The 24,240-nt window shown below is 70.3% G+C and carries 29 protein-coding genes; 9 read left to right on the top strand and 20 right to left on the bottom strand.

Features of this window, described 5'->3' with window-relative positions; translation table 11 throughout:
• Positions 1-72: 72 nt before the first annotated feature.
• A complete protein-coding gene (locus PQS31_RS04085) occupies positions 73-855 on the top strand; it encodes a pseudouridine synthase (RefSeq protein WP_272761391.1) in 783 nt (260 codons plus the stop codon).
• Here the strand turns inward: PQS31_RS04085 and PQS31_RS04080 are convergent.
• The 3 genes from PQS31_RS04080 to PQS31_RS04070 are packed head-to-tail and all read right to left on the bottom strand — an operon-like array spanning position 833 to position 2,907.
• A complete protein-coding gene (locus PQS31_RS04080) occupies positions 833-1,318 on the bottom strand; it encodes a DUF4426 domain-containing protein (protein ID WP_272761390.1) in 486 nt (161 codons plus the stop codon). The two genes, PQS31_RS04085 and PQS31_RS04080, sit on opposite strands and share 23 nt — an antisense overlap.
• Positions 1,311-2,156 (bottom strand): pyrroline-5-carboxylate reductase, encoded by an 846-nt coding sequence (gene proC / locus PQS31_RS04075; protein ID WP_272761389.1) that lies wholly within the window; start codon positions 2,154-2,156, stop codon positions 1,311-1,313. The genes PQS31_RS04080 and proC overlap by 8 nt, the downstream gene beginning before the upstream one ends.
• Before the next feature lie 58 nt (positions 2,157-2,214).
• Entirely contained in the window at positions 2,215-2,907 is a 693-nt protein-coding gene (locus PQS31_RS04070; RefSeq protein ID WP_272761388.1) for a YggS family pyridoxal phosphate-dependent enzyme, read from the bottom strand.
• 123 nt (positions 2,908-3,030) lie between these two features.
• Between PQS31_RS04070 and PQS31_RS04065 the strand changes: the two genes are divergently transcribed.
• The 3 genes from PQS31_RS04065 (at position 3,031) to PQS31_RS04055 (ending at position 6,144) form a co-directional block, all read left to right on the top strand.
• Positions 3,031-4,068 (top strand): type IV pilus twitching motility protein PilT, encoded by a 1,038-nt coding sequence (locus PQS31_RS04065; protein WP_272761387.1) that lies wholly within the window; start codon positions 3,031-3,033, stop codon positions 4,066-4,068.
• Between the two features lie 125 nt (positions 4,069-4,193).
• Positions 4,194-5,324 (top strand): PilT/PilU family type 4a pilus ATPase, encoded by a 1,131-nt coding sequence (locus PQS31_RS04060; RefSeq protein WP_272761386.1) that lies wholly within the window; start codon positions 4,194-4,196, stop codon positions 5,322-5,324.
• A gap of 193 nt (positions 5,325-5,517) precedes the next feature.
• On the top strand, positions 5,518-6,144 hold the full coding sequence (locus PQS31_RS04055) for a superoxide dismutase (protein ID WP_272761385.1): 627 nt from the start codon (positions 5,518-5,520) through the stop codon (positions 6,142-6,144).
• A gap of 57 nt (positions 6,145-6,201) precedes the next feature.
• Here the strand turns inward: PQS31_RS04055 and PQS31_RS04050 are convergent, their stop codons facing one another.
• Both PQS31_RS04050 and PQS31_RS04045 read right to left on the bottom strand, forming a co-directional pair.
• Positions 6,202-7,260: a hypothetical protein gene (locus PQS31_RS04050; RefSeq protein WP_272761384.1), complete on the bottom strand. Its 1,059-nt coding sequence runs from the start codon at positions 7,258-7,260 to the stop codon at positions 6,202-6,204.
• Positions 7,257-7,796 carry a DNA-3-methyladenine glycosylase I gene (locus PQS31_RS04045; protein WP_272761383.1) on the bottom strand — a complete coding sequence of 180 codons (540 nt, stop codon included), beginning with the start codon at positions 7,794-7,796 and terminating at the stop codon, positions 7,257-7,259. Before PQS31_RS04045 ends, PQS31_RS04050 begins: the two co-directional genes overlap by 4 nt.
• A gap of 108 nt (positions 7,797-7,904) precedes the next feature.
• On the opposite strand from PQS31_RS04045, the gene PQS31_RS04040 reads away from it, so the two are divergent.
• The 5 genes from PQS31_RS04040 (at position 7,905) to PQS31_RS04020 (ending at position 11,984) form a co-directional block, all read left to right on the top strand.
• A complete protein-coding gene (locus PQS31_RS04040) occupies positions 7,905-8,360 on the top strand; it encodes a peptidylprolyl isomerase (protein ID WP_272761382.1) in 456 nt (151 codons plus the stop codon).
• 66 nt (positions 8,361-8,426) lie between these two features.
• Complete coding sequence (locus PQS31_RS04035) at positions 8,427-8,981, top strand: YqgE/AlgH family protein (RefSeq protein ID WP_272761381.1); 555 nt, start codon at positions 8,427-8,429, stop codon at positions 8,979-8,981.
• Positions 8,978-9,454 (top strand): Holliday junction resolvase RuvX, encoded by a 477-nt coding sequence (gene ruvX, locus PQS31_RS04030; RefSeq protein ID WP_272761380.1) that lies wholly within the window; start codon positions 8,978-8,980, stop codon positions 9,452-9,454. The genes PQS31_RS04035 and ruvX overlap by 4 nt, the downstream gene beginning before the upstream one ends.
• 66 nt (positions 9,455-9,520) lie before the next feature.
• A complete protein-coding gene (locus PQS31_RS04025; RefSeq protein WP_272761379.1) occupies positions 9,521-10,468 on the top strand; it encodes an aspartate carbamoyltransferase catalytic subunit in 948 nt (315 codons plus the stop codon).
• 130 nt (positions 10,469-10,598) lie between these two features.
• Positions 10,599-11,984 (top strand): amino acid permease, encoded by a 1,386-nt coding sequence (locus tag PQS31_RS04020; protein ID WP_272761378.1) that lies wholly within the window; start codon positions 10,599-10,601, stop codon positions 11,982-11,984.
• Positions 11,985-12,011: 27 nt separating this feature from the next.
• Here the strand turns inward: PQS31_RS04020 and PQS31_RS04015 are convergent, their stop codons facing one another.
• From PQS31_RS04015 to PQS31_RS03945, 15 genes are all read right to left on the bottom strand, one after another.
• Positions 12,012-12,842, bottom strand: coding sequence for a prolyl oligopeptidase family serine peptidase (locus PQS31_RS04015; RefSeq protein ID WP_272761377.1), 831 nt, complete (start codon positions 12,840-12,842; stop codon positions 12,012-12,014).
• A 14-nt stretch (positions 12,843-12,856) separates the two neighbouring features.
• Complete coding sequence (locus PQS31_RS04010) at positions 12,857-13,414, bottom strand: DUF1294 domain-containing protein (protein ID WP_272761376.1); 558 nt, start codon at positions 13,412-13,414, stop codon at positions 12,857-12,859.
• A gap of 77 nt (positions 13,415-13,491) precedes the next feature.
• Positions 13,492-14,853: a magnesium transporter gene (mgtE, locus tag PQS31_RS04005; RefSeq protein WP_272761375.1), complete on the bottom strand. Its 1,362-nt coding sequence runs from the start codon at positions 14,851-14,853 to the stop codon at positions 13,492-13,494.
• 214 nt (positions 14,854-15,067) lie between these two features.
• Positions 15,068-16,801, bottom strand: a complete 1,734-nt coding sequence (ptsP, locus tag PQS31_RS04000) for a phosphoenolpyruvate--protein phosphotransferase (RefSeq protein WP_272761374.1) — start codon at positions 16,799-16,801, stop codon at positions 15,068-15,070.
• The gene (locus PQS31_RS03995) at positions 16,801-17,070 is read right to left on the bottom strand and encodes an HPr family phosphocarrier protein (protein WP_272761373.1); all 270 of its coding nucleotides are present in this window, start codon (positions 17,068-17,070) and stop codon (positions 16,801-16,803) included. Before PQS31_RS03995 ends, ptsP begins: the two co-directional genes overlap by 1 nt.
• Positions 17,071-17,113: 43 nt before the next feature.
• Entirely contained in the window at positions 17,114-17,506 is a 393-nt protein-coding gene (locus PQS31_RS03990) for a PTS fructose IIA subunit family protein (protein ID WP_272761372.1), read from the bottom strand.
• Positions 17,507-17,582: 76 nt separating this feature from the next.
• Entirely contained in the window at positions 17,583-18,458 is an 876-nt protein-coding gene (rapZ, locus tag PQS31_RS03985; RefSeq protein WP_272761371.1) for an RNase adapter RapZ, read from the bottom strand.
• Entirely contained in the window at positions 18,455-19,414 is a 960-nt protein-coding gene (gene hprK / locus PQS31_RS03980; protein WP_272761370.1) for an HPr(Ser) kinase/phosphatase, read from the bottom strand. Before hprK ends, rapZ begins: the two co-directional genes overlap by 4 nt.
• 3 nt (positions 19,415-19,417) lie before the next feature.
• Positions 19,418-19,885 (bottom strand): PTS sugar transporter subunit IIA, encoded by a 468-nt coding sequence (locus tag PQS31_RS03975; protein ID WP_272761369.1) that lies wholly within the window; start codon positions 19,883-19,885, stop codon positions 19,418-19,420.
• Between the two features lie 36 nt (positions 19,886-19,921).
• Positions 19,922-20,248, bottom strand: a complete 327-nt coding sequence (gene raiA / locus PQS31_RS03970) for a ribosome-associated translation inhibitor RaiA (protein ID WP_096208093.1) — start codon at positions 20,246-20,248, stop codon at positions 19,922-19,924.
• A 133-nt stretch (positions 20,249-20,381) separates the two neighbouring features.
• Positions 20,382-21,818, bottom strand: coding sequence for an RNA polymerase factor sigma-54 (locus PQS31_RS03965; protein ID WP_272761368.1), 1,437 nt, complete (start codon positions 21,816-21,818; stop codon positions 20,382-20,384).
• A gap of 36 nt (positions 21,819-21,854) precedes the next feature.
• Complete coding sequence (gene lptB / locus PQS31_RS03960; protein WP_272761367.1) at positions 21,855-22,574, bottom strand: LPS export ABC transporter ATP-binding protein; 720 nt, start codon at positions 22,572-22,574, stop codon at positions 21,855-21,857.
• Positions 22,574-23,113 carry a lipopolysaccharide transport periplasmic protein LptA gene (gene lptA, locus PQS31_RS03955; RefSeq protein WP_272761366.1) on the bottom strand — a complete coding sequence of 180 codons (540 nt, stop codon included), beginning with the start codon at positions 23,111-23,113 and terminating at the stop codon, positions 22,574-22,576. Before lptA ends, lptB begins: the two co-directional genes overlap by 1 nt.
• Positions 23,091-23,657 (bottom strand): LPS export ABC transporter periplasmic protein LptC, encoded by a 567-nt coding sequence (lptC, locus tag PQS31_RS03950; RefSeq protein ID WP_272761365.1) that lies wholly within the window; start codon positions 23,655-23,657, stop codon positions 23,091-23,093. Before lptC ends, lptA begins: the two co-directional genes overlap by 23 nt.
• Entirely contained in the window at positions 23,654-24,217 is a 564-nt protein-coding gene (locus PQS31_RS03945; protein WP_272761364.1) for an HAD family hydrolase, read from the bottom strand. Before PQS31_RS03945 ends, lptC begins: the two co-directional genes overlap by 4 nt.
• Between the last annotated feature and the right edge of the window lie 23 nt (positions 24,218-24,240).

Below are 24,240 nucleotides of genomic sequence, written 5' to 3'. Positions count from 1 at the left end.
CACCACATCGGCCCGCGCAAGCGGGCCGACTTCGTATGCGCGTGCGGACGTCCGGAGACCGGCGGTGCGCGCATGAAGCAGGGGCCGGCGCGCTACGGTCTGGCGCGCATCTTGTCCAAGCGTGGGCTGTGCTCCCGCAGCGAAGCCGAGCGCCGTGTCCGCGACGGCCGCGTGCGCGTGGCCGGACGCGTCGTCCGTGATCCCGAGTATCCCGTGCTGCCCGACGCGGCCAACATCGAACTCGACGGCGTTCCGGCCACGGCGGTCGTGCACCGCTATCTGATGCTCAACAAACCGCGGGGGCTGGTGACGACGGCGCAGGACGAGCGCGGCCGGGACACGGTCTACCGGTGCTTCGAGGGCGCGGATCTGGGCTGGATCGCGCCGGTCGGGCGGCTGGACAAGGCGAGCGAAGGGCTGCTGCTGTTTTCGAGCGATCCGGCGTGGGCGGCCGGCGTGGCGGACCCTGCCAGGGGGCCGAGCAAGACCTATCACGTGCAGGTCGACGGCGTGCCCGACGATGCGCTGCTGGCCGCACTGCATACCGGCGCCGAGGACACCGGCGAGTGGTTGCGGGTGGCGTCGGCACGCGTGCTGCGCAGCGGCGAGCGCAGTGCGTGGCTGGAGATCGTGCTCGAGGAAGGACGCAACCGGCAGATCAGGCGGCTGCTCGCGGCGTTCGATGTCGGCGTGCGGCGTCTCGTGCGCGTCGCGATCGGACGGATCGAGCTGGGCGACCTCGCCAAGGGCGCGTGGCGCGAACTCGACGCCGGGGAGATCCAGGTGCTGGGTGGCGCGGCCGCCACACCCGAGCGGCCGGCGGCGGGCCGGCCTAGGGCACGAGGTCGCGACTGAAACGCAGCGTCGCGCGTCGGCCGTCGGCATCGATGACGTCGAGTTCGATGCGCAGGGTGTCCGGCGGCGTCGCGGTCGCGACCGCGACGTAATCGATGAAGCCGTCCACCTGTACTTCCCGGAACGACAGCGACTGCGCGACGCCGCGCAGATCGCGGGCCTGGCCACTGACGCGGGCCCGCTGCGGCGCCTCACCCGCGGTCAGGCCCACGAGTACGAGCACGCGGTTGCGCGCGCGCTCGATGCCGTAGCGCTCGGCCACGACGGCATTGAGTCCCTGCGTGGGCACGACGCTGGCAGACACCTCCGCATCACCCAGCGCCGCCCTTTCCGGGATGGCGCCGGCCTGCGCGCTGGCGCTGGAGGGGCCGTCCGACGACGGCGCGCCGCTGCAGCCGCCCGCCACGACGAGACAGGCCACGGTCAGCAGCATGCCCGTCACGCGCGCGCGCGCCTCAGTCATGGGCGGCGGCCAGATCACGGCCGCGGCGCACGGCCTGGGCGATCGCGTCGCCGACCAGCGTGCGCAAGCCGCCGGCTTCGAAGGTCTCGATCGCCGCCTGGGTCGTGCCGCCCGGCGAGGTCACGCGTCGGCGCAGCTCGGCAGGCGGTGCACCGTCCTCGATCAGCATGCGCGCCGCGCCAAGCAGAGTGTGTTGCACCAGCGCACGCGCGTCGGCCGCGCTGAGCCCCTGCGCGATGCCCGCGTCTTCCATCGCTTCGGCCAACAGGAACACGTAGGCCGGTCCGCTGCCCGACACGGCCGTGACCGCATCCATCCGCGCCTCGTCGTCGAGCCATACCGTGGTACCGGCCGATCGCATCAGCGCGTCGGCGCGTTGCCGCCCCTGTGCGTCCACGCGCGCATTGGCATACAGGCCGGTCACGCCCGCGCCGAGCAGCGCCGGCGTATTCGGCATCGTGCGCACGACCGCGACATCGCCGCCGAGCCAGCGGTCGAGCTGCGCGGACGTGACGCCGGCGGCGACCGAGAGCACGAGCGGGCGGGTCGACCGGGCGAACGGGGCGAGCGCCTCGCACACTGCATGCAGCACCTGGGGTTTGGTGGCGAGTACCCAGGTCGTGGCGCCCGCGACCGCATCGGCGGCCTGCTCGAAGGTCTGCACGCCGAACTCACGGGTCAGCGCCTCGCGGATGTCGAGATTCGGATCCACGACCCGGATCAGGGCTGGGTCCACCCCGCGTGCAGCGAGGCCGCCGATCAGGCTGCGGGCCATGTTGCCGCCGCCGATGAAGGCGACCGGCTGATCGATGGTCGAAGATGCGTCGGATGCGGACATGCGCAGCGACTCCGTGGCAGCGGCAGGGGCGACGATGGTAGCCCGTGCGCGGCCGGGCTCAACGCCGCGCGCGTGCGCCGAACAACGCCGACCCCACACGGACCATCGTCGCGCCCTCGGCGATCGCCAGTTCGAGGTCGTCGCTCATGCCCATCGACAAGGTGTCGATGCCCGGGTCGACGCCGGCCACCGTATCGAACAGACGCCGCATCCGCGCGAACGCGTCACGTCGCCGCGCCGGCTCGGCGTGCGGCGCCGGGATCGCCATCAGGCCGCGCAGGCGCAGCCGCGGTGCGGCACGGATCGCCTCGACCAGCCCGGCCACCTCGGACGGCGCGCAGCCGTGCTTGCTGGTCTCGTCGTCGATATTGACCTGCACCAGCACGTTCAGCGGCCCGCGCGCGTCGGGGCGGTGCGCGTCGAGCACGTCGACCAGCTTGCGCCGGTCGACGGTCTGCACCCAGTCGAACAGGGCGGCCGCCTGCTTGGCCTTGTTCGACTGCAGGTGGCCGATCAGGTGCCATTCCAGACCCAGCGCATCCAGCGCTTCGATCTTTCCGGCCGCCTCCTGCACGTAGTTTTCGCCGAACGCGCGCTGCCCGGCGCCGGCCACGGCGGCCAGCGCATCGGCCGCCTGGGTCTTGCCGACCGCGAGCAGCCGCACCGGCGCGACGCGTGCGGACGCGTCCCGGGCGCGCTCGATACGGTGCGCGATGGCCGCGAGGGCCGCAGCGGGGGATGACTCGGGCACGGCGATGTCCTCGACGACGGGCTGGTTCTGGGGCGCGGATCCGGGTCTATACTGCCGCCGGGGGCAGGGCGCCGCCAGCCATCCGGCCGGCGCTCCGTGCGGATCATCATCAAGGGGTGTTGTATGGATATCGCCGAACTGTTGGCGTTCTCGGTCAAGAACAAGGCGTCGGACCTGCATCTGTCGGCAGGCCTGCCGCCGATGATCCGCGTCGACGGCGACGTGCGCCGCATCAACATCCCGGCGCTCGAGCACAAGCAGGTGCACGCGCTGATCTACGACATCATGTCGGACAAGCAGCGCCGCGACTACGAGGAATTCCTCGAGGTCGACTTCTCGTTCGAGATTCCCGGGCTCGCGCGCTTCCGCGTCAACGCGTTCAACCAGAACCGCGGCGCCGGTGCGGTGTTCCGCACCATTCCGTCCGAGGTGCTGACGCTCGAGGACCTCAACTGTCCGCCGATCTTCCGCCAGCTCATCGACCAGCCGCAGGGCCTGATCCTGGTGACCGGTCCCACCGGGTCGGGCAAGTCGACCACGCTCGCGGCGATGCTCGACCACATCAACAAGAACGAGTACGCGCACATCCTTTCGGTCGAGGATCCGATCGAGTTCGTGCACACCTCGCAGAAGTGCCTGATCAACCAGCGCGAAGTGCACCGCGACACCCACGGCTTCAACGAGGCGCTGCGCTCGGCACTGCGCGAGGATCCGGACTACATCCTGGTCGGCGAATTGCGTGACCTGGAAACCATCCGCCTGGCGCTGACCGCCGCGGAAACCGGCCACCTGGTGTTCGGCACGCTGCACACCTCGAGCGCGGCCAAGACCATCGACCGCATCATCGACGTGTTCCCCGCCGGCGAGAAGCCGATGGTGCGCTCGATGCTGTCCGAATCGCTGCGCGCGGTGATCTCGCAGGCACTGCTGAAGAAGGTCGGCGGCGGCCGTACGGCCGCCTGGGAAATCATGGTCGGCACGCCGGCCATCCGCAACCTGATCCGCGAGGACAAGGTCGCGCAGATGTACTCGGCGATCCAGACCGGCCAGTCGGCCGGCATGATGACCCTCGACCAGCATCTGCAGGACCTGGTCAAGCGCGGCCTGATCACGCGCCCGGCGGCGAAGGAATACGCGAAAGACAAGCGTCTGTTCGAGTGAGCAGATGCCGGGATTCGGAATTTGGGATTCGGGATTAGAAAAAGCCAGGGCTCGCGATCGGGATGGATTCGATGTTTCGTATCCCCAATCCCCAATCCCGATTCCCGGCTCCAGAGGAGCCACCCATGAGCAGCATCGATTTCACCTCGTTCCTCAAGCTGATGGCCCATCAGAAGGCCTCGGACCTGTTCATCACCGCCGGCATGCCGCCGTCGATCAAGGTGCACGGCAAGATCTCGCCGATCACCCAGAACCCGCTGACGCCGCAGCAGGCGCGCGATCTGGTGCTCAACGTGATGACGCCGCCGCAGCGCGAGGAATTCGAGAAGACCCACGAGTGCAACTTCGCGATCGGCGTCTCGGGCGTCGGCCGCTTCCGCATCTCGTGCTTCTACCAGCGCAACCAGGTCGGCATGGTGCTGCGCCGGATCGAGACGCACATTCCGACGATCGAGGAACTCAACCTCCCGCCGATCATCAAGACGCTGGCGATGACCAAGCGCGGCATCGTGATCTTCGTCGGTGCGACCGGTACCGGTAAGTCGACGTCGCTCGCGGCGATGATCGGCTACCGCAACCAGAACTCCACCGGCCACATCATCACGATCGAGGACCCGATCGAATTCGTGCACAAGCACGCGGGCTGCATCATTACCCAGCGCGAGGTCGGCATCGACACCGACAGCTGGGACGCCGCGCTGAAGAACACCCTGCGCCAGGCGCCGGACGTGATCATGATCGGCGAGGTGCGCACGCGCGAGGGCATGGACCACGCGATCGCCTTCGCCGAAACCGGTCACCTGGTGCTGTGCACGCTGCATGCGAACAACGCCAACCAGGCGATGGACCGCATCATCAACTTCTTCCCCGAAGACCGCCGCAACCAGCTGTTGATGGATCTGTCGCTCAACCTCAAGGGCGTGGTCGCGCAGCAGCTCATTCCCACGCCCGACGGCAAGGGCCGGCGCGCGGCGATGGAGATCATGCTCGGCACGCCGCTGGTGCAGGACTACATCCGCGAGGGCGAGATCCACAAGCTCAAGGAGGTCATGAAGGAATCGACCAACCTGGGCATGAAGACCTTCGACCAGGCGCTGTTCGAGCTCTACCAGGCCGGCGAGATCTCGTACGAGGACGCGCTGCGCTACGCCGACTCGGCCAACGAGGTGCGCCTGCGCATCAAGCTCGCCCAGGGCGGCGATGCGCGCACGCTGGCGCAGGGGCTGGACGGTGTCGAGGTGGCCGAGGTGCGCTGACCCGCGCGGCCTTCGCACGTACGCCGGCAACGCCCCGCGACGCGGGGCGTTGTCGTCTCCGCGCTGCCGACGTCGCGAAACGCAGTGTTGCCGCCGGCCGCCGATGCCTGCCGCTAAGGTGACGTCGCATTGTCGCCAAATTGACCTCTGCCGGAGGACAATGGCGCGTTCATTCCCGAAGGAGATCCCGCTCATGGCCTACAGCCTCCCCGAACTGGGTTACGCATACGACGCGCTCGAGCCGCACATCGACGCGAAGACGATGGAGATCCACCACAGCAAGCACCACCAGACCTACATCACCAACGCCAACGCCGCGCTGGAAGGGACCGAGTGGGCCGACACGCCGGTCGAAGAACTGATCGCCAACCTCGACGCGCTGCCGGAAGACAAGCGCGGCCCGCTGCGCAACAACGCCGGTGGCCATGCCAACCACTCGCTGTTCTGGACGGTGATGTCGCCCCAGGGCGGCGGTAACCCGGTTGGCGACGTGGCCAAGCACATCGACAGCGACCTCGGTGGCTTCGACGCGTTCAAGGAAGCCTTCACCAAGGCCGCACTCACGCGCTTCGGCAGCGGCTGGGCCTGGCTGTCGGTCGACAAGGCCGGCACGCTGAAGGTCGAGAGCAGCGCCAACCAGGACAACCCCCTGATGAAGGGCATCGGCTCGGGCAATACCCCGATCCTCGGCCTCGACGTCTGGGAACACGCCTATTACCTGAAGTACCAGAACCGTCGCCCGGACTACATCGCCGCGTTCTACAACGTCGTCGACTGGAACGAGGTCGAGCGGCGTTATCAGGCCGCCGTCGCCGGCTGATTCCCTCAGGTTGCGATGTCCGCACGCCCGCCGCTCGCACCGGCGGGCGTTCTGCGTTCAGAACCCGGCGCTCGGGTCCGCCGGAACGATGTCGATACGGAGCACCCGGCGCTCGGTGACGAGCGCGATGCCGGCGATCTGGCGCCCGCTGCGGTCATGCACCCAGGCCATGCAGCAGCCGCGACCGCCCGGTGGGCGATAGCTGTTGAGCATGTTGACCACCGCCACCTCCACGCAGTCGCCGGCATGGCGTACCGCGACGGTCGCCGCGTATTCGAACGTGTAATGCCCGGCCCCGTGCCACGGCCCGGGTGCGTCGCCCGCACGCGGCGGACAGGCCCGGCTCACGTCGCCGCGCCGCGCCAGCGCCGCGAGCGCACGGTTCACCGCGGCATCGAGTGCCGGCGGACGGGCATCGTCGGCCGGCGGCGCCACGCGATGGCGCATCGCATAGCGCACCCGCACCGCCTCCTGCGCGGCGGGGTCGAACGGGCGGGCGAGGGTGATCGTGTCCTCGGCATAGACGCTGTCGCGGTAGGCGACGAAGACCTGACCGTTGAGGTCGACCCGCTCGAACGCCTGGTCCGCACCGCGGCCGTTGATCGAAAACACGGCGGTGTCGTGCGCGTCGACGGCGTCCGGCGTCACGGGCGGAGGTGCGAAGCCGTCCGCGCGCTGGCGGACCAGTTCGATCTGCGAGAACAGGCCGGTGCCGCCGAGATAGGTGTCGCGGATCAGGTCGAGCCGCCCGTCGCCGTCGAGATCGATCAGCTGCAGACGCGCGCTGCGGCCCTCGCCGTCGCCTCGAACGCAGAGGCCCGGCCAGGCCGCCAGGGCCTGCCAATCGGCGGGAGAGACGCCGTGTGGCCTCGGGTGGCCAGCCAGGCAGTCCGCGACCGGCGCCTCCTCGTCATCGGCGAGCGCGACATCGAGCGTGACGCCGCCTGGGTGGCGGCGCGCGGCCAGGGCGGCGTCCACCGGGTCCGGGGCGCCCGCGCCGGCCGCCTCGAGGATGGCGGCGCGCACGTGCTCTGCCGGCGTCGCGGCATGCACCGTGGGCGCGGACGCGAGACCGGCGAACGCCATCAGCCAGACGATCGGATGCCACGCCTTCATCGTGCGGCGCGCTCCCGGAGCACGATCGCCACCGGACAATCGGGCCGATGCGCGCCGGGCAGGTAGCCCAGGCTCATCAGGAACTCGCCGGTGATCTCGCCGCCGGTGAACCGGAAGGTCTTCTTGAACAGCCTGACCCAGGAGGCCTTGTCGCGCGGCGCCGCGTTCTCGAGCGCGTGCGCGTCGAGCCACTCCGCGAAGCCCCCGTGGCTGTCGCGCAGGCGCTGGATCACCTGTGCATTGTGGATCGCGGCGTCGATCTTGAGCCGGTTGCGGATGATGCCGGCATCGTGCATCAGACGTGCACGCTCGACCTCGCCGTAGGCGGCCACGGTGTCGACATCGAAGCCGTCGTAGGCGGCGCGGAAGCCCGCACGCTTGCGCAGGATGGTCTCCCAGCTCAGCCCCGCCTGGTTGATCTCCAGCAGCAGGCGTTCGAACAGCACCGCCTCCTCGCGCTGCGGAAAGCCGTATTCGGTGTCGTGATAGGGACCGTGCAGCGGATGGCCGGGGGCGATGTCGCAATAGGCGCTCATCGCGGGAGGATAGACAGCTGCACGTCGCCCTGCCATCGGGGCGGCACCGGGTTGCGACGTTCACGCGCGCCGCGCGACCATCGGGCATCGCCAGAGGGACGTTCGCAGATGGAAATCGCACATCGCCGCATCGCCACGGTGCATTTCACCTTGACCGACACCGACGGCCAGGCCATCACCTCCACGCACGGACACGATCCGCTGGTCTACATGCACGGCAGCGGCACGATCATCCGGGGCCTGGAGCAGGCGCTCGAAGGGCGCAGCGCGGGCGACACCTTCACCGTCGACATTCCGCCCGAGCAGGGCTTCGGCCCGCGCCACGACAGCCTGGTGCAGCGTTTGCCGCGCAGCACGTTCACCGGCAGCAGCGTGCCCGCGGTCGGCGAACGGCTGCGCGCGCAGACCGAGCGCGGACCGCTGGATGTCGTGGTGACCGCGCTCGACGCCGACAGCATCACCGTCGACGGCAACAATCCGCTGGCCGGGCGCACGCTGCGTGCCGAGGTGGAGGTGGTGCACGTCCGCGTCGCCACGCCGCAGGAAATCCAGTTCGGCCTGTGAGCCCGCGGCGCGGCGTGGACGCCCGCCTCGCGCGCCCACGACAGGCACGCCGGCTAGAATGCCGGCATGGCGTTTCTCACCCACCACATGCTGGTCGCGCTGCCCGCGCTGCAGGACCCCGAGTTCGCGCGCTCGGTCGCATTGATCTGCCAGCACGACGGCAACGGGGCCATGGGCGTGGTCGTCAACCGGCCCTCGGAATACACCTTGGGCGACGTGCTCGAACAGATGGGCATCGTGCTGGTCGACCCGCGGCTGCGCGCGCAGCGCGTGCTGGCCGGCGGGCCGGTGCATCCCGAGCGCGGGTTCGTGATCCACGACGGCGCGACGGGGTGGGATTCCAGCCTCGCGATCGCCGATGATCTCTACGTGACCACCTCGCGCGACGTCCTCGAGGCGATGGCGGTCGGCGAGGGTCCGGACAACGCGCTGGTCGCGCTGGGCTGCGCCGGCTGGGGCGCCGGCCAGCTGGAACACGAACTCACCGAAACCAGCTGGCTCACCGTGCCGGCCGATGCGCCGCTGCTGTTCGACACGCCGATCGAGGCACGCTGGCAGGCCGCGGCCGGGCGCCTCGGGGTCGACATGATGCACGTCGCCAGCCACAGCGGCCGGGCATGAGCGACGCCCCGGCGCCCGCGAACGCGATCCGCCGCGACTGCACCGTGCTCGGTTTCGACGTCGGTGCACGGCGCATCGGAGTGGCGGTGGGCAGCGCTTTCGGCCACGGCGCGCGCGCGCTGGCGGTGATCGACGTGCACGGCGACCAGATCGACTGGCCCGCGATCGACCGCGTCCACAAGGAATGGCGTCCCGACGGCATGATCGTCGGCGATCCGATGACCCTCGACGGCGGCGACCAGCCCGCCCGCCGCCGCGCCCATGCGTTCGCGCGCCAACTGGCGGTCCGTTATCGCGTGCCCGTGGTGCTGATGGACGAGCGTGCGAGTTCCATCGAGGCCGCGCAGCGGTTCGCGCTGGACCGGGCCGAAGGCCGTCGCCGCAAGCGCGATGCCGCCGCGCTCGATGCGGTCGCAGCGGCGGTCATCGTCGAGCGCTGGCTGGCCGCACCGGACGACGCCACGCCGGTGTAGCCCGGCACTCGCCGCGTCCGCTCCGGGTGCGGGACAATGGGCGTCCCGCGGCTGCCCGTCATCGTGATGTCCGTTTCCGATTCCCCCGCGCAACTCGATTCCGCCGGCCGCCTGCGCCATCTGCTCACCCTCGACGGCCTGCCGCGTTCGACCCTGGTCGACCTGCTCGATCGCGCGCAGGCCTGTCTCGACGACGACGCGCCGAACGCCCGGCTCGCCGGCACCGCGATCTGCACCCTGTTCTTCGAGCCGTCGACGCGCACGCGGCTGAGCTTCCAGCGCGCCGCGCAGCGCCTGGGGGCCGACGTGCTCGGCTTCGACGCGTCGACCTCGTCGACGACCAAGGGCGAGACCGCGCTCGATACCTTCCGCAACATCGAGGCCATGGGGGTGCGCGGATTCGTCGTGCGCCACTCGGCCGACGGCGCGGTGGCCGCCCTGGCCGCGGCGGCCGCGCCGGGCGTCGCCCTGCTCAATGCCGGTGACGGGCGCAGTGCGCATCCCACCCAGGGCCTGCTCGACATGCTGACGCTGCGCCAGGCCAAGGGTGCGGATTTTTCCGGGCTGCGCGTCGCGATCGTCGGGGACGTCAGGCACTCGCGCGTGGCGCGCAGCGATCTGCAGGCACTGCGCACGCTGGGCGCGGGCGAGATCCGGGTCTGCGGCCCGGCCGCCTTGTTGCCCGACGGCGATGTACTGGCCGGCTGCACGGTGGGTCACGATCTCGATGCCGCGCTCGAGGGCGTGGACGCGGTGATGATGCTGCGCCTGCAGCGCGAGCGCATGGACGAGGGCCTGGTCGCCTCGCTCGACGACTACCATCGCGACTACGGCCTCGACGCGCGCCGCCTGCGCCGCGCGGCGCCGGACGCGGTGGTGCTGCACCCCGGCCCGATGAACCGCGGTGTCGAGATCACCGACGAGGTCGCCGACGGGCCGCAGTCGCTGATCCTGCGCCAGGTGCGCAACGGCGTGGCCGTGCGCATGGCGGTGCTGGACGCCCTGCTGGGCTGATCGCGACCGCTCCGCCGGGCCGGACTGCGCACACCGCCGGCACGCTGCATGCCGCGGTGGGTTCCGAACGCGTCCGCACGTGACGGGCGCGAGCGCGTATCGTGCGCCGTCCCGCACTCCGGCCACCGCGATGTCATCCCCCGATCCCCACGCTTCGCTTCCCGATCACGCCGCCGCGTCGCCCGCGCATGCGCTCAAGCCGCGGCAGCTGGTGATGATGGGCCTGGGCAGCGCGATCGGCGCGGGCCTGTTCCTGGGCTCCGGCGTCGGCATCCAGGCGGCCGGCCCGGCCGTCCTGGTCTCGTACCTGATCGCCGGTGCGCTGGTGATCGTGGTGATGCATGCACTCGGCGAGATGGCCGCGGCGAAGCCGGCCAGCGGCGCGTTCTCGGTGTACGCGGAGGACGCCATGGGCCCGACCGCCGGCGCCACCGTGGGCTGGCTGTGGTGGCTGCAGGTGGTGGTGGTCGTTGCGGCCGAAGCGGTGGGCGCGGCCGGTCTGCTGGCGACGATCTGGCCCGGCGTTTCGGTGCCCGGGCTCACGCTCGTGTTCATGGCCGTGTTCACCGCGATCAATCTGCTCGGCGTACGCAATTTCGGCGAGTTCGAATTCTGGTTCGCCATCCTCAAGGTCGTCGCCATTCTCGCCTTCATCGGCGTCGGTATCGCCCTGCTGCTCGGCGCGCTGCCCGATGTGGCGTCGCCGGGCTTGGCGAATCTGACCGCCCACGGGGGCTTCGCACCGAACGGCCTAGTGGGGGTGGGCGCCGCCCTGCTGGTGGTGGTCTTCGCATTCGGCGGCACCGAGATCGTCGCGATCGCGGCCGCCGAAACCGCGGATCCGGCGCGCAGCCTGGCCCGGACCATTCGCACCGTGGCCTGGCGCATCCTGGTGTTCTATCTCGGCTCGATCGCGGTGATCGTCCTGGTCGTGCCCTGGAACAGCCCGGCGCTGGCGTCGCCGTTCGCGGCGGTGCTGGACGCGGCGCGCATTCCCGGCGCGGCGACCGCGATCACCCTGGTCGCGGTGATCGCGCTCCTGTCGGCGCTCAACGCCAATCTCTACGGCGCCTCGCGGATGATCTGGTCGCTGGCGCGGCGCGGCGAAGCGCCGGCGTGGCTCGGACGCAGCGATCGCCGGCTGGTGCCGATCGCGGCGGTGCTGGCCAGCGTGTCATTCGGCTTCGCGGCCGCGGCGCTGGAACTGCGTGTGCCCGGCCGGGTGCTGCCGACGCTGCTCAACATCGTCGGTGCGACCTGCCTGCTGGTGTGGACGCTCGCGCTGGTGTCGCAGCTGATCCTGCGGCGACGCGCGGACCGCGCCGGCGCGGCCATGCCGGTGCGGATGCGCGGTTTCCCGGTGCTCACCCTGTGCGCCCTCGGCATTCTCGGCGTGATCTTCGCGCTGCTGGTCGCCTCGCCCGACACCCGTGCGCAGTTCCTGTCGATGGCCGCGTCGACCGCGGTGATCGCGACGCTCAGCGCGCTCGCGCGCCGACGCCGCACGCGGCGCTGAGAGCGTCACGACGCGTTGCGCCGGGCGTCAGCGGCGTTGCCGCAACAGCCAGTCCCAGAGCCCCGGCGCGGCGTAGGCCGCGTCCCAGCTGTTGTGGTTGGCGTCCGCGAATTCGGTGTAGCGCACATCCGCGCCTTCGCGCTGCAGCGCGGCCACCATGCGCCGCGACTGTTCGGGCGGCACCACGTCGTCGCGTGCGCCGTGGAAGACCCAGCTCGGGATGTCGCGCAGACCCCGCGCCGCGGCGGCGAACGGGTCGGCCGAGGCGTGCGTCGATTCGACATACAGCGTGTCCAGATCGGGCCGGGTGCCGGGCGCGGTGATGCCGCCGCACACCGGCACCAGCGCGGCGAAGCGCGCCGGCTCGCGCAGCGCCAGCGACCACACGCCGTAACCGCCGCGGGACATGCCGGTCAACGAGGTGCGACTGCGGTCGCCGTCGAACTCCGCGGTTGCCGCGTCGAGGGTCGCCAGCGCCATCGTCGCCGTATCGCCTTCCCACGACGCGCCTTCGGGCGACTGCGGAAAGACGACGAGTGCGGGGAAGTCCGCCGCATGCGCGCGCACGTAAGGCCCCAGACCCGCCCGTGTCTGCGCCTCGCCGTCGTCGCCGCGTTCGCCCGAGCCGTGCAGGAACAGGACGACGGGAAGCGGGCGGGGCACGGTGCGCGCCGGCACGAACACCTGGTAGGCGTAGCGGCGGCCGTTCGAGCTCACCTCGCGGCGCACGAAGCCGCCGGCGGCGGGTGCGACCGATCCCGGCACGGCGCCCGCGCAGCCCGACACCACGGCCGCGCTACCGAGGAGCGCGAGGCCGCGCAGCAGGCGGCGACGGAAGGGCGAGGCGAGGTCGATCATGCGCGGCTCCGAAGTCAGGCGAAGGTCCAGGCGGCGAGGGCGAGCAGGTGCAGGGCGATCATCGCGGCGAAGGCCCTACGGTAGTCCGGTTTGGCACGCTTGTGCCGCAGCACCTGCTGCGCCAGCGCCCCCGCGGGCCAGCCGCCGAGCAGTTCGAGCAGGTGCAGATGCGCCTCGGGCGTGCGCCGGCTACCCCGCCGCGCGGCGTGCTTGTCGAGCGCGTAGACGACGAAGGTGAGCAGGTTGAGGCCGGCCAAGGCGACGAGTGCGAGCCACGGCAGGCGTGCGTTCGTCATCGCCTGCGCGAGCAGCGCGACCCATCCGACGAGCGCCGTGGGCATGAGGAGCCGCGGGCCCGATCGGGCAGGACGGTGCGCGTCGCGTCGCCGCGGGGTGCGGGAGGCGGCGATCCCCACGGCTGCGACCCGCACCGCACGCCAGCAGCCGTCGGGCTGACGCTCCGGCGTGTAACGCACGCGCGCGCCGACGACAGGCCGCGTGCCCTCGCGATCGATATCGCGGATATGGACGAACAGACGGTCGGGCGCGTCGGCTTGCGCGATGTCGGGCACGATGAAGCCGAAGCCGCGCGTGTCGTCCCAGTGTTCGATCCGGCCGAACCCGGTTGCGGCGCCCGTCGCCACCATGCTCAGCGCAGCATGATCACGGTGGCGAGGCCAAGGAAGCTGAAGAAACCCATGATGTCGGTCACCGCCGTGACCACCACGGTGCCGGCGACTGCAGGATCCACCCGCATGCGCTTGAGCAGCAGCGGCAGCAACACACCGGCCGTCGCTGCGGAACAGAAATTGATCACCAGCGCCGCGAAGATCACCAGCGACAGCACCCAGTCGTGGAACCAGACCAGGGCGACGAGGCCGACGAGGGCGCCGATCAGCAGGCCGTTGATCAGCGCGACCCGCAGCTCCTTCCACATCAGGATGCGCGCATTGCTGGCACCCACCTGGCCCAGCGCGATACCGCGCACCATCAAGGTCAGTACCTGCACTGCGGCATTGCCGCCGATGCCGGCGACGATCGGCATCAGCACGGCCAGCGCGACGATCTGCTCGATCGTCGCCTCGAAGCGGCCGATCACGAACGCGGCGAGAAACGCCGTGCACAGATTGATGCCCAGCCACACCACGCGGCCGCGCACCGCGCGCCGGATCGGCGAGAACAGGTCTTCGTCCTCGTCCAGACCCGCCGCACCGAGTGCCTGGTGCTCGGCCTGCTCGCGGATGATGTCGACCACGTCGTCGATGGTGATGCGGCCCAGCAGCACGTTGCCGTCGTCGACCACCGGCGCCGAGACCCAGTCGTTGTCCGAGAACAGGCGTGCGACCTGTTCGGCGGATTCGTCGACATGGATCGAGTCGAGCTCGTCGTCGATCAGCTTGTTGACCGGCGTGCCCGGGTCGCGAGTCACGAGATCCTGCAGCGCGACCCAGCCGATGAGCTGATGCCGGCGATTGACCACGTACAGATGATCGGTGTTGTCGGGCAGTTCGCCGCGCAGGCGCAGGAACCGCAGCACGACATCGACCGTGGTGTCGGCGCGTACCGTCACCACGTCGGGATTCATCAGGCGGCCGGCGCTGTCCTCGGGATACGACAGCACCTGCTCGAGGCGTTCGCGGTTTTCGCGGTCCATCGAGCGCAGCAGCTCGTCGATCACGGCACCGGGCAGGTCCTCGACCAGATCGGCGAGGTCGTCGATGTCGAGGTCCTCGACGGCCGCGACCAGCTCGTCGGGGTCCATGTCGGCGATCAGGCTCTCGCGCACCTCGTCGCCGACGTGGACCAGCACTTCGCCGTCGTCCTCGGGATCGACCAGGCCCCAGACGACGATGCGCTTGTCGTGCGGCAGCGATTCGAGCAGGTTGCCGATCTCGGCCGGCGCCAGTGTGTGGACCAGACGGCGCACCGGGCCCAGACGCCCGCTGTCGAGTGCATCGGACAGCAGGCGCAGCTGACGCGCGGTCTTGTCGGGTCGGACGGCTTCGGCCATGGAGCGGCTTCCGTTGCACGTCGCGACCGGATGGCGCGACAGTCAGATGATCATCCGCGCATTATCCGCGCTGGCCCCGGATCTGCCCACCCCGCGTGCACGGCACGCGGGCGTGGAGTCAGGCGTGACGCAACGGGCCGCGACGGCACGCGTCGGATCGTGACCTCACCCGGCACGCGAAACCGGCGCGCTGCGTGTACGCGCGCTGCAGCGCTCAGGCGTAGCTGCGCAGGGGCTGCGCGCCTGCCAGCCAGCGCTCGATGCCGGCGCGGTCGCGCGCGCGCAGGAGCGCGGGCATGCGCGCGCGCAGATGGCCGATGTCCAGGCCGCGGATCGCGCGGCGGACCTCCAGCAACGGCGAGGGATGCAGGCTCAACTCCTCGAAGCCGAGTGCGAGCAGCAGGGGCGTGAACCGTGCATCGCCGGCGATCTCGCCGCAGACCGAGGCCGGCATGCCGCGCGCGCGTGCCACCCGGACCACGCCGTGCAGCAGGCGGATCACCGCGGGATGCAGGGGCGAGTAGAGATCACCGAGGGCGTCGTTGTTGCGGTCCGCGGCCAGCAGGTACTGCACGAGATCGTTCGTGCCCACGGAAATGAAATCCAGGTCGCGGGCGAAGGTCGGCAGCGCGATCGCGGCCGACGGCACTTCGATCATCGCGCCGAGCGCGAGCCGCTCCGCGCTGCCGTGTCCTTCGGCGCGCAGATCGGCCTGCACGCGGTCGAGCATCCGGCGCACCGCGACGATTTCCTCGCGTCCGCTGACCATCGGCACCAGCACGCGGACCGGCCCGTAGCCCGCCGCCCGCACGATCGCGCGCAGCTGGGTCTCCAGCAGGCCGTCGCGGGCCATCGACAGGCGCACGCCACGCAGACCCATCGCCGGGTTGGGTTCGTCACGCAGGGCCAGCCCCGTCTCGTCGGCCTTGTCGGCGCCGATGTCGAGCGTGCGGATGGTCACCGTGCGCCCGGTCATGCCGAGTACGAGGTCGCGATAGGCGCGGAACTGTTCGTCCTCGTCGGGAATCCGCCGGCCCTGCAGGAACAGGAATTCGGTGCGGTACAGGCCGACCCCGGCCGCGCCGAGCGCGTGCGCTTCGGCGACGTCTTCGCGGGTTTCGGCGTTGGCGTAGAGGCGGATGTCGACGCCGTCGAGGCTCTTGCTCGGCTCACGGCGCAGGCGACGCAGCTGCTTGCGCTCGCGCTTTTCTTCGCGCAGGCGCTCCCGGTACTGGCGCAGATCATCCGCGTTCGGTTCGACGATGACCTCGCCCGTGCTGCCATCGATCACCAGCACGTCGCCGTCGTTGACCTGGGCCAGCGCGTGCGCAGCGTTGACGACCAGGGGCAGGTGCAGGCTGCGCGCGAGGATCGCCGAGTGCGAGAGTGTGCTGCCGGTCGAGGTCACCACGCCGAGCACGCCGCGGGCGTGCAGCCGGCCGATCTCCGACGGCGCGATCGCATCGGTGACCAGGATCTCGCCGGCGACGCCCTGGAGCTCGGCCTCGTGCGCGTGCAGGGCGGCATGCACGCGTCCGATCACATGGTCGATGTCCTCGATGCGGCTGCGGAAGTAGGCGTCGTCCATGCCCTCGAACACGGCCGCGAGCCGGTCGCGCTGCAGGCGCAGCGCGTAGTCGGCGCCGTAGAGGCCGCTCATCACCAGATCGTCGAGGCCCTGGAGCAGTTCGGGATCGTCGAGCAGCAGGGTGTGCAGGTCGAGAAACTCGCCCACCTCGTGCGCCAGCGCGCCGTGCAACTGGTCGCGCATCGCACGGATGTCGGCGCGGACGTGGTCGATCGCCGCATGCAGGCGGGCGAGTTCCGCCGGCGCCTCGTCGGCGGCGATGCGGGTCTCGGCGACCTCCAGCGCATGCGGCTCGCGCACGCGGGCGCGTCCGAGCGCATTGCCCCGCGATGCGCCCTGTCCGTGCAGGCCGTGCCGCATCAGCCTTCCTCGTCGAACCTGCGCTCGAACAGCGCCGCGGCCGCGTCCATCGCGTCGGTCTCGTCGTCGCCGTCGAGCCGCAACACCACCCGGGTGCCGTGGCCGGCGGCCAGCAGCATCACGCCCATGATGCTCTTGGCGTTGACCTCGCGACCCTTGGCGACGAGCGTGGCGTTGCTGCGGAAACCCGACAGCACCTGCACGAGTTTCGCCGTGGCGCGCGCGTGCAGGCCGAGCTTGTTGGCGACGAGGAGTTCACGTTCGATCATCGGGAAGGGCCTGTCCTTGGGGCGGCGTGGGGTGGCGTCCGGCTCAGGCGTCGTCGAGGACGACACCATTGCGCGCGCCCGCGGCGGCCGTGGCGGGGATCTGATCGAGCGCCTGCTCAGGATAGTTCATCACCCGCAGCAGCATCGGCAGGCTGAGCGCGGACACCCGCCGTGCGGGTGTGCCGAGCCGGGCCAGCGCGGCGGCGACGTTGCTCGGGGTCGCGCCGTACAGATCGGTGAGGATCAGCACCCCGTCACCGTCGTCCACCGTCCGCAGCGCCGCACTCGCGCGCGGCAGGGCCGACTCGATGGACGCATCGAACGGCACTTCGAACACCGCCGTCTTCAACGGCAGACGGGTCAGCAGCCGGGTCGCGACCGCGTGGATCGCCGTGCCGATGCCTTCGTGGGTCAACAGGAGTACGCCAACGCTCATGCGCGGACGGTAGCAGAGCGGGGTGACCGGCCGGAAGCTGTCGGGACGAAACGCCGCATCCGGACAGGCGGCCGCCTCAGTCGAGCTCGCGGTGGTAGGTGGCGACGTCCCGCCAGCCCTGCTCGCGTGCGTGCCGCGCCAGCACTTCGGCCAGATACACCGAACGGTGCCGGCCGCCGCTGCAGCCGAAGGCGACGGTGACGTAGCTGCGCGTGGCGCTGCGCATGCGCGGCAGCCAGGTGTCCAGGAACTGGGCGACCTGCGCGCTGTAGTCGCCGACTTCCGGGTGCCCCTCGAACCAGGTGCGCACATCGACGTCGCGCCCCGACAGCGGCCGCATGCGCGGATCCCAGTGCGGATTGGGCAGCGCGCGTGCATCGAAGACGAAATCCGCATCGGCCGGCACACCGCGCCGGTAGGCGAAGGATTCGAACAGCAGCGAGACTGAGTCGTCATCCGACAGCTGGAGTTCGGTGACGATCCGCCGCCGCAGCTGATGGACGTTGAGGTCGCTGGTGTCGATGACCGTGTCGGCGAGCGCGCGCAGCGGCCGAAGCAGCGTGCGCTCGAGTGCGATGGCATCGGCCAGCGACAGGCCGGCGCGCCCGAGCGGGTGCCGACGGCGGGTGTCGGCGAAGCGGCGCAGCAGCACCTCGTTACCGGTCTCGAAGAACACCAGGCGCGGGTCGAGGCCGAGGCGGCCGACATCCGACAGCCAGGTCGGCACCCTGGACAGGTCGGTGTGGCGGTTGCGGACATCGATGCCCACCGCGAGTCGCCCGGGCGGTTCGTCGGCCCGGGTGACGTTGGCGACGAAGTCGGCCAGCATTCCCGCCGGCAGGTTGTCGACGCAGTAGAAACCGAGGTCCTCGAACGTGCGCAGCGCGACCGACTTGCCGCTGCCCGACAGGCCGCTGACGAGATAGAGCATCGGGGCGGCGGTGTCGCTCATGGCGTGCTGCGCTCGAGGAAATGCGAATGCCGGGCGAGGAATGCGGCCGCCGGGTCCAGGCCCTTGGTGCGCAGGATGTGGGTGCGCGTCGCGGCCTCCGTCAGCACGGCGAGATTGCGGCCGGGCATGACGGGCAGGGTGATCAGGGGGACATCGAGGTCGAGCACGCGGCGTACGCCGAGGTCGCCGGTCAGCCGTACCATGCCGTCGCCGTCGCCGGCCAGGGTGTCGGCATTGGGCCGGCTCAGATGCACGATCAGGCGCAGGTACTTGTTCCGCTTCACCGCGGTGTCGCCGAACATCTCGCGGATGTTGAGCACACCCAGGCCGCGCAGTTCCAGCAGGTCCTGCAGCAGTTCCGGGCAGGCGCCGTCGAGCACGTCGGGCGCGATCTGGGTGAACTCCGGCGCGTCGTCGGCCACCAGTCGATGACCGCGGGTGATCAGCTCCAGCGCGAGTTCGCTCTTGCCCGAGCCCGACTCGCCGGTGATCAGCACGCCGATCGAATAGACCTCCATGAACACGCCGTGCAGCGTGACCCGCGGTGCCAGCACGCGCGCGAGGTGGTACTGCACCAGGTTGAGCAGTTCATGCCCGCGCTTGGGCGAACTCCACAGCGGCGTCTGCGATTCCTCCGCCGCCTCGCGCAGGTCTTCGGGGCAGGGCTGGTCCTTGCTGATCACCAGCGCCAGCGGCCGGTACTGGATCATGCGCTCGATGGTTTCCCAGCGCAGGCGTGAGTCCAGACTGTCCAGCCACGACAGCTCCTCGGTGCCGAGGATCTGCACCTTGTTCGGATAGATGATGTTGAGATAGCCGGCGAGCGACGGCCGGCGGGCGACGGTGTCCACCGATTCGATGGTGCGCGTGCCGCCCGACTGGCCGGCCAGCCAACGCAGGCTCAGCCGGTCCTGCAACTGCGCGAACAGCTCCTGGGCCTGGATGCTCGCGTTCATGCCTCAGGCCGACGCGGGCGACGCGGCGGGATCGAGCAGCAGGCCGCGCAGGCGCGACAGATCCCGCGCATCGCGCAGTGCATCGCGGAACTCCGCATCGGCGAAGCGCTCGACGAGACCCGACAGGATCTCGAGGTGTTGTTCGACCAGATGCTCGGGCACGCACATCGCGAACACCAGATCGACCGGGGTGCCGTCGCTCGCGCCGAAATCGATCGGATGCGACAGACGCAGGAAGGCCGCGCGGGATTCGCGGAAGGCAGCGCTGCGTGCGTGCGGAATCGCCACGCCGCGCCCGATGCCGGTACTGCCCAGCTGCTCGCGATCGCGCAGCGCCTGGGCCAGTACCGGTGTGGTGGTCGGCGAATTGCCCGCCAGCAGGCGGGCGGCTGCGTCCAGAACGCTATCGCGGGAACCCGGCGCGACCAGCATCACGATGCGGTCGGCCGAGAGCAGATCGGAGAATGACATGCCGCGCGGGCCCGGACGGGAACGTGGACCGGAAGACTATCCGAAAGTGCCGTCGCGCGCAGGATTCTCGCCGCGATGATGGTCGACGACCTTCTTGCGATGCTTCACGAGCAGGCGGTCGAGCTTGTCCACGAGCAGATCGATGGCGGCGTACATGTCGGCCGCGCTGGCGTCGGCGTGGAGGGTCTTGCCGGCGATCGTCGCGGTGGCCTCGGCCTTGTGATGCGGCTTGTCGATGCTGAGCTGGGCGCGGACATGCAGCGGCTGATCGAAATGCTTGGACAGCTTCTGCAGCTTGGTGTCCACGTACTCGCGCAGCGCGGGTGTCACCTCGATCTGATGGCCATGGGTCTCGACGTGCATCGGCAAGCTCCTTCAACGTTGGGAAGGATCGCCCGCGATCGACGCAGGCGATCAGGTCCAGAGTAGCGCGGCCGGCGCCCGGTGCAAGCGGCGGCGGCCACGTCTCCAAGGACCAACGTAGGGCGGCAGAAGTTCAGGCGATGCGAACGCGGGCGTGCGACGAGGCGATGTGCAGCGCCTCGCGATACTTGGCCACGGTGCGCCGTGCCACCGGCACGCCGGAGGCCTTGAGCAGTTCGGCCAGACGGGCGTCGGACAGCGGCTTGCGCGGGTCCTCGGCATCGACCAGGGTGCGGATCATCTGCTGGATCGCGGTGCTCGAGGCTTCCCCGCCGCCCTCGGTGCCGATACCCGAGTCGAAAAAATCCTTGAGCGACAGCGTGCCGCGCGGGGTGTGCACGTACTTGCGCGCCACCGCGCGCGAGACGGTGGATTCGTGCATGCCGATCTCGTCGGCGACCTCACGCAGGGTGAGCGGGCGCAAGGCGCGCTTGCCGAACTCGAGGAAGCCCGACTGCTGCCGTGCCAGACAACGCACCACCTTGAGCAGGGTTTCGCCGCGCGCTTCGAGATTCTTGAGCAGCCAGCGGGCTTCCTGCAGACGCCCGCGCAGGTAGCCGGCATCACTGCTGCCGGCATGCTGGATCATCTGCTCGTAACCGCGGTGGATGGTCAGTCGCGGAAAATGGCTGGCCGCCAGCGCGACCCGCCAGACCCCGTTGTGACGCGTGATCACGCAGTCGGGGGTGACGTAGTTGTCGTGCGGCACGATGCCGATCTGGGCGCCCGGCTTGGGATCCAGGCTGCGCAGCAGCTGCAGGGCGGTCTCGGCCTCGCCCGCACTGCAGCCGAGCGCGTCGGCCAGGCCGCTCGCGCCGAGCCTGGGCAGGCGCTCGATCAGCTCGCGCGCCGCACGCAGCGCCAGTGCGCGGCCCGGCGTGGCCTCGGGCAGGGTCTCGAGCTGCAGGCACAGGCATTCGCCGAGGTCGCGCGCGCCGACGCCGGGCGGATCGAAGCGCTGGATCCGGCACAGCACCATCGCCACCTCGGCGGCGGTGGCATGGGTGTCGGGGCGCAGGACGGCGGCGATGTCCTCGAGCGATTCGCGCAGATAGCCGTCGTCGTCGATCGCGTCGATCAGGGCGATGCCGATGTTGCGGTCGTGCGCCGACATCGGGCTCAGATGCAGCTGCCAGGTCAGGTGGTCGCGCAGGCTCTCGGTCTGGACCATTCGATCCGCCGGGTCGCCGTCGGTCTCGCCGTCGCCATTGCCCGCACCGCTGCCGTACCAGCTGTCGTCGCCTTCCCAGCCCGGGGTGTCGGCGTCTTCGCGTTCGCGTGCGTCGTCACGTTCGCCCGGGGTGTCGCGCGCCTCCGACGCGGCGCGGTCGGTCACGGGCGTGCCGATGCTGTCGGGCTCCTGCCAGTCCAGCAGCGGGTTGCTCTCCACCGCCGCGGCGATCTCGGTCTCCAGCTCCACCGCCGACAGCTGCAGCAGATGCAGCGCCTGACGCAACTGCGGCGTCAGTACGAGCTGCTGTCCCAGCGATGTCTGCAGACGTGGCTTCATCGTGCCCGGAACTCCTTGGCCGGGTGCGCGACGCTGCTACAGCCTGAAGGACTCTCCAAGATAGACGCGTCGCACATCGGGATTGGCGAGCAACGCATCCGGAGCCCCCTGTGCGAGCACGCCGCCGTCACTGAGGATATACGCCCGGTCGCAGATTCCCAAGGTTTCGCGGACATTGTGATCGGTGATCAGCACACCGATCCCGCGTTCCTTGAGATGGGTGACGATGCGCTGGATCTCGCCGACGGAGATCGGATCGACGCCCGCGAAGGGCTCGTCGAGCAGCATCATCCGTGGATTGGCGGCGAGCGCGCGGGCGATCTCGACGCGGCGACGCTCACCGCCCGAGAGGCTGGCGCCGGCCTGGTCGGCAACGTGGGTGATCTGCAGTTCGTCCATCAGGTCGGCGAGCTGCTTGCGGCGCCCGGCCTGATCGAGGTCCTCGCGCAGTTCGAGCACCAGCATGATGTTGTCGGCCACGCTGAGCTTGCGGAACACCGACGGCTCCTGCGGCAGATAGCCGACCCCGCGCTTGGCGCGGGTGTACATCGGTTCGGCCGTGATGTCGCGGCCGTCGAGCACGATGCGCCCGGCGTCGGCCGGCACCAGGCCGACGATCATGTAGAAGCAGGTCGTCTTGCCGGCACCGTTGGGGCCGAGCAGGCCGACCACCTCGCCCGCCTCGAGCGTCAGACCGAAATTCTTGACGATCTCGCGCTGCTTGTAGCGCTTGCGCAGGCCCTCGACGACCAGCATCAGCGGGTGCCGCCCTGACCGCCGGCCGGCGTCGCCTGGCTGCGGTTGCGCGGCTCGAACTGCATGCGCACGCGGCCCTGGCCCTCGCCGCCGCCCTGCACCTGGCCCGACGCCATGTTGTAGACGATGCGCTCACCTTCCATGCGCCCACGGCCGGGCTGGTTGACCACGGCGCCGCCGGTCAGCACGACCGTGTCGTTGGGCATGTTGTAGTCGGCCTGCGCGGCGGTGGCATCGACCCAGCCGCCATCGTCCATCTGCTGCTTCATGCGCACGGGGCCGCCAGTAAGGATGACGCGCTGGAACTCGCCGTTGCGGCGGCGCACATCGGCGCGCGTGGCCTGGATCTCCAGCGTGCCCTGGGTGATCGTCACACCGTTGGTGAACAGGCACGGCAGCGCCTCGTTGCTGACCGAGCAGTCGCTGCCGCCGGCATCGACGGACAGGGTCTGGTTGCGATCCGACGACTTCGCCGTGGCGAGCGCCGGGGCCAGCGCGATCGCGAGCAGAAGCAGCCTAGCGGCGGGAAGTGGGCTCATTGCGGAATCTCACCTGGGAGAGAAGTTCGATCCGACCCGTCTCGAGGTCGGCACGCATGCCGGTGCCCTGCATTGTAGTGCCGGGCTGGGTGACGGCCACGGCGGCGTCGGTCGCCGCCTGGCTGCGCTGGGGGAAGATGTCGAGGGCGTCGGTGCGCATGGTCGTCGGGCGCGGCGCGCCGTCCGGACTGGTCGCGGTGACGTCGCCGCGCAGCCGCACTTCCTCGTTGTCGTCGGACACCCAGCCGGTCTCCGAGACCACCGTCCACCGGCCGCTGCCGTCTTCGGCCGGAATGTGGAAGACCGGGGTCTCCAGCTCGAGCGTGCGTGCGCCGGGGGTCTGCTGGAGTTGCGGCGCCGCGACGGAAAAGGCTTCCTGGCCCTCGCGGTCGAGGGCCACGAGATCGAAATCGCGCAGCAGGTAATCCGTGCGTCCGTCGGTCGCGGCCTCGGTGACGAGTGCGTCCTTCTGCTGCCAGGCGGCCCAGCCGGAGAACAGCGCGCCCGCGAGGAGCACCAGCGTGAGCGTGATGCGCCAGTTCACGAGACCCGTCCATCGGCATGGAGGTCGGCCAGCCGGCCCTGTGCGTGCAGGATGAGGTCGCAGAGTTCGCGTCCCGCGCCGCGGCCGCCGCGGGCCGTGGTGTGCCAGTGGGCGACATCGGCGGCGCAGCGGTGCCCATCGGCCGGCGCGACCGCCAGACCGGCGGCCCGCATCGCGGCGACATCGGCGAGGTCATCGCCCATGAACGCCACCGCGTCGGCGTCGAGGCCGAGCGCCGTGCGCAGGCGTTCGACCTGCGCCGCCTTGTCGGCGACGTGCAGGTGCGCCTCGATGCCCAGATCCCGTGCGCGCCGCTCGACGATGCTGCCCTGACGCGCGGTGATCAGCGCGACCGCGATGCCGGCCTTGCGCAGCAGGACCAGGCCCTGGCCATCGTGGACGTGGAAGGTCTTGAGTTCACGACCGTCGCTGTCGAACGTCAGCGCGCCGTCGGTCAACGTGCCGTCGACATCGAAGCAGGCCAGCCGCACACGACGCGCGCGCGCCACGATATCGGCGGGCACATGAGCGAAGGCGGCGTCGAGCGGGGAGGCGGACATCGGACGGAATCGATCCATGAATA

Origin of the sequence: Luteimonas sp. BLCC-B24 (assembly GCF_028550595.1) — a bacterium.
Taxonomy (GTDB): domain Bacteria; phylum Pseudomonadota; class Gammaproteobacteria; order Xanthomonadales; family Xanthomonadaceae; genus Luteimonas.
This window is presented reverse-complemented; position numbering and strand designations above follow the sequence as displayed.

What these genes read in the sequence shown, in the direction of transcription:
- mgtE (WP_272761375.1), bottom strand. Translation starts at nt 14,853, where the DNA reads ATGGCCGAAGCCGTCCGACCCGACAAGACCGCGCGTCAGCTGCGCCTG.
- raiA (WP_096208093.1), bottom strand. Translation starts at nt 20,248, where the DNA reads ATGCACGTCGAGACCCATGGCCATCAGATCGAGGTGACACCCGCGCTG.
- PQS31_RS04040 (WP_272761382.1), top strand. Translation starts at nt 7,905, where the DNA reads ATGGAAATCGCACATCGCCGCATCGCCACGGTGCATTTCACCTTGACC.
- PQS31_RS04035 (WP_272761381.1), top strand. Translation starts at nt 8,427, where the DNA reads ATGGCGTTTCTCACCCACCACATGCTGGTCGCGCTGCCCGCGCTGCAG.
- PQS31_RS04020 (WP_272761378.1), top strand. Translation starts at nt 10,599, where the DNA reads ATGTCATCCCCCGATCCCCACGCTTCGCTTCCCGATCACGCCGCCGCG.
- PQS31_RS04025 (WP_272761379.1), top strand. Translation starts at nt 9,521, where the DNA reads ATGTCCGTTTCCGATTCCCCCGCGCAACTCGATTCCGCCGGCCGCCTG.
- lptB (WP_272761367.1), bottom strand. Translation starts at nt 22,574, where the DNA reads ATGCTGGTCGTCGAGGGCCTGCGCAAGCGCTACAAGCAGCGCGAGATC.
- PQS31_RS04065 (WP_272761387.1), top strand. Translation starts at nt 3,031, where the DNA reads ATGGATATCGCCGAACTGTTGGCGTTCTCGGTCAAGAACAAGGCGTCG.
- ruvX (WP_272761380.1), top strand. Translation starts at nt 8,978, where the DNA reads ATGAGCGACGCCCCGGCGCCCGCGAACGCGATCCGCCGCGACTGCACC.
- PQS31_RS04015 (WP_272761377.1), bottom strand. Translation starts at nt 12,842, where the DNA reads ATGATCGACCTCGCCTCGCCCTTCCGTCGCCGCCTGCTGCGCGGCCTC.
- hprK (WP_272761370.1), bottom strand. Translation starts at nt 19,414, where the DNA reads ATGAACGCGAGCATCCAGGCCCAGGAGCTGTTCGCGCAGTTGCAGGAC.
- PQS31_RS04085 (WP_272761391.1), top strand. Translation starts at nt 73, where the DNA reads ATGAAGCAGGGGCCGGCGCGCTACGGTCTGGCGCGCATCTTGTCCAAG.
- PQS31_RS04045 (WP_272761383.1), bottom strand. Translation starts at nt 7,796, where the DNA reads ATGAGCGCCTATTGCGACATCGCCCCCGGCCATCCGCTGCACGGTCCC.
- rapZ (WP_272761371.1), bottom strand. Translation starts at nt 18,458, where the DNA reads ATGAGCGACACCGCCGCCCCGATGCTCTATCTCGTCAGCGGCCTGTCG.
- PQS31_RS04060 (WP_272761386.1), top strand. Translation starts at nt 4,194, where the DNA reads ATGAGCAGCATCGATTTCACCTCGTTCCTCAAGCTGATGGCCCATCAG.
- PQS31_RS04050 (WP_272761384.1), bottom strand. Translation starts at nt 7,260, where the DNA reads ATGAAGGCGTGGCATCCGATCGTCTGGCTGATGGCGTTCGCCGGTCTC.
- ptsP (WP_272761374.1), bottom strand. Translation starts at nt 16,801, where the DNA reads ATGCGGCACGGCCTGCACGGACAGGGCGCATCGCGGGGCAATGCGCTC.
- PQS31_RS04080 (WP_272761390.1), bottom strand. Translation starts at nt 1,318, where the DNA reads ATGACTGAGGCGCGCGCGCGCGTGACGGGCATGCTGCTGACCGTGGCC.
- PQS31_RS03975 (WP_272761369.1), bottom strand. Translation starts at nt 19,885, where the DNA reads ATGTCATTCTCCGATCTGCTCTCGGCCGACCGCATCGTGATGCTGGTC.
- proC (WP_272761389.1), bottom strand. Translation starts at nt 2,156, where the DNA reads ATGTCCGCATCCGACGCATCTTCGACCATCGATCAGCCGGTCGCCTTC.
- PQS31_RS03995 (WP_272761373.1), bottom strand. Translation starts at nt 17,070, where the DNA reads ATGATCGAACGTGAACTCCTCGTCGCCAACAAGCTCGGCCTGCACGCG.
- lptA (WP_272761366.1), bottom strand. Translation starts at nt 23,113, where the DNA reads ATGAGCCCACTTCCCGCCGCTAGGCTGCTTCTGCTCGCGATCGCGCTG.
- PQS31_RS04055 (WP_272761385.1), top strand. Translation starts at nt 5,518, where the DNA reads ATGGCCTACAGCCTCCCCGAACTGGGTTACGCATACGACGCGCTCGAG.
- PQS31_RS03945 (WP_272761364.1), bottom strand. Translation starts at nt 24,217, where the DNA reads ATGTCCGCCTCCCCGCTCGACGCCGCCTTCGCTCATGTGCCCGCCGAT.
- PQS31_RS03965 (WP_272761368.1), bottom strand. Translation starts at nt 21,818, where the DNA reads ATGAAGCCACGTCTGCAGACATCGCTGGGACAGCAGCTCGTACTGACG.
- PQS31_RS03990 (WP_272761372.1), bottom strand. Translation starts at nt 17,506, where the DNA reads ATGAGCGTTGGCGTACTCCTGTTGACCCACGAAGGCATCGGCACGGCG.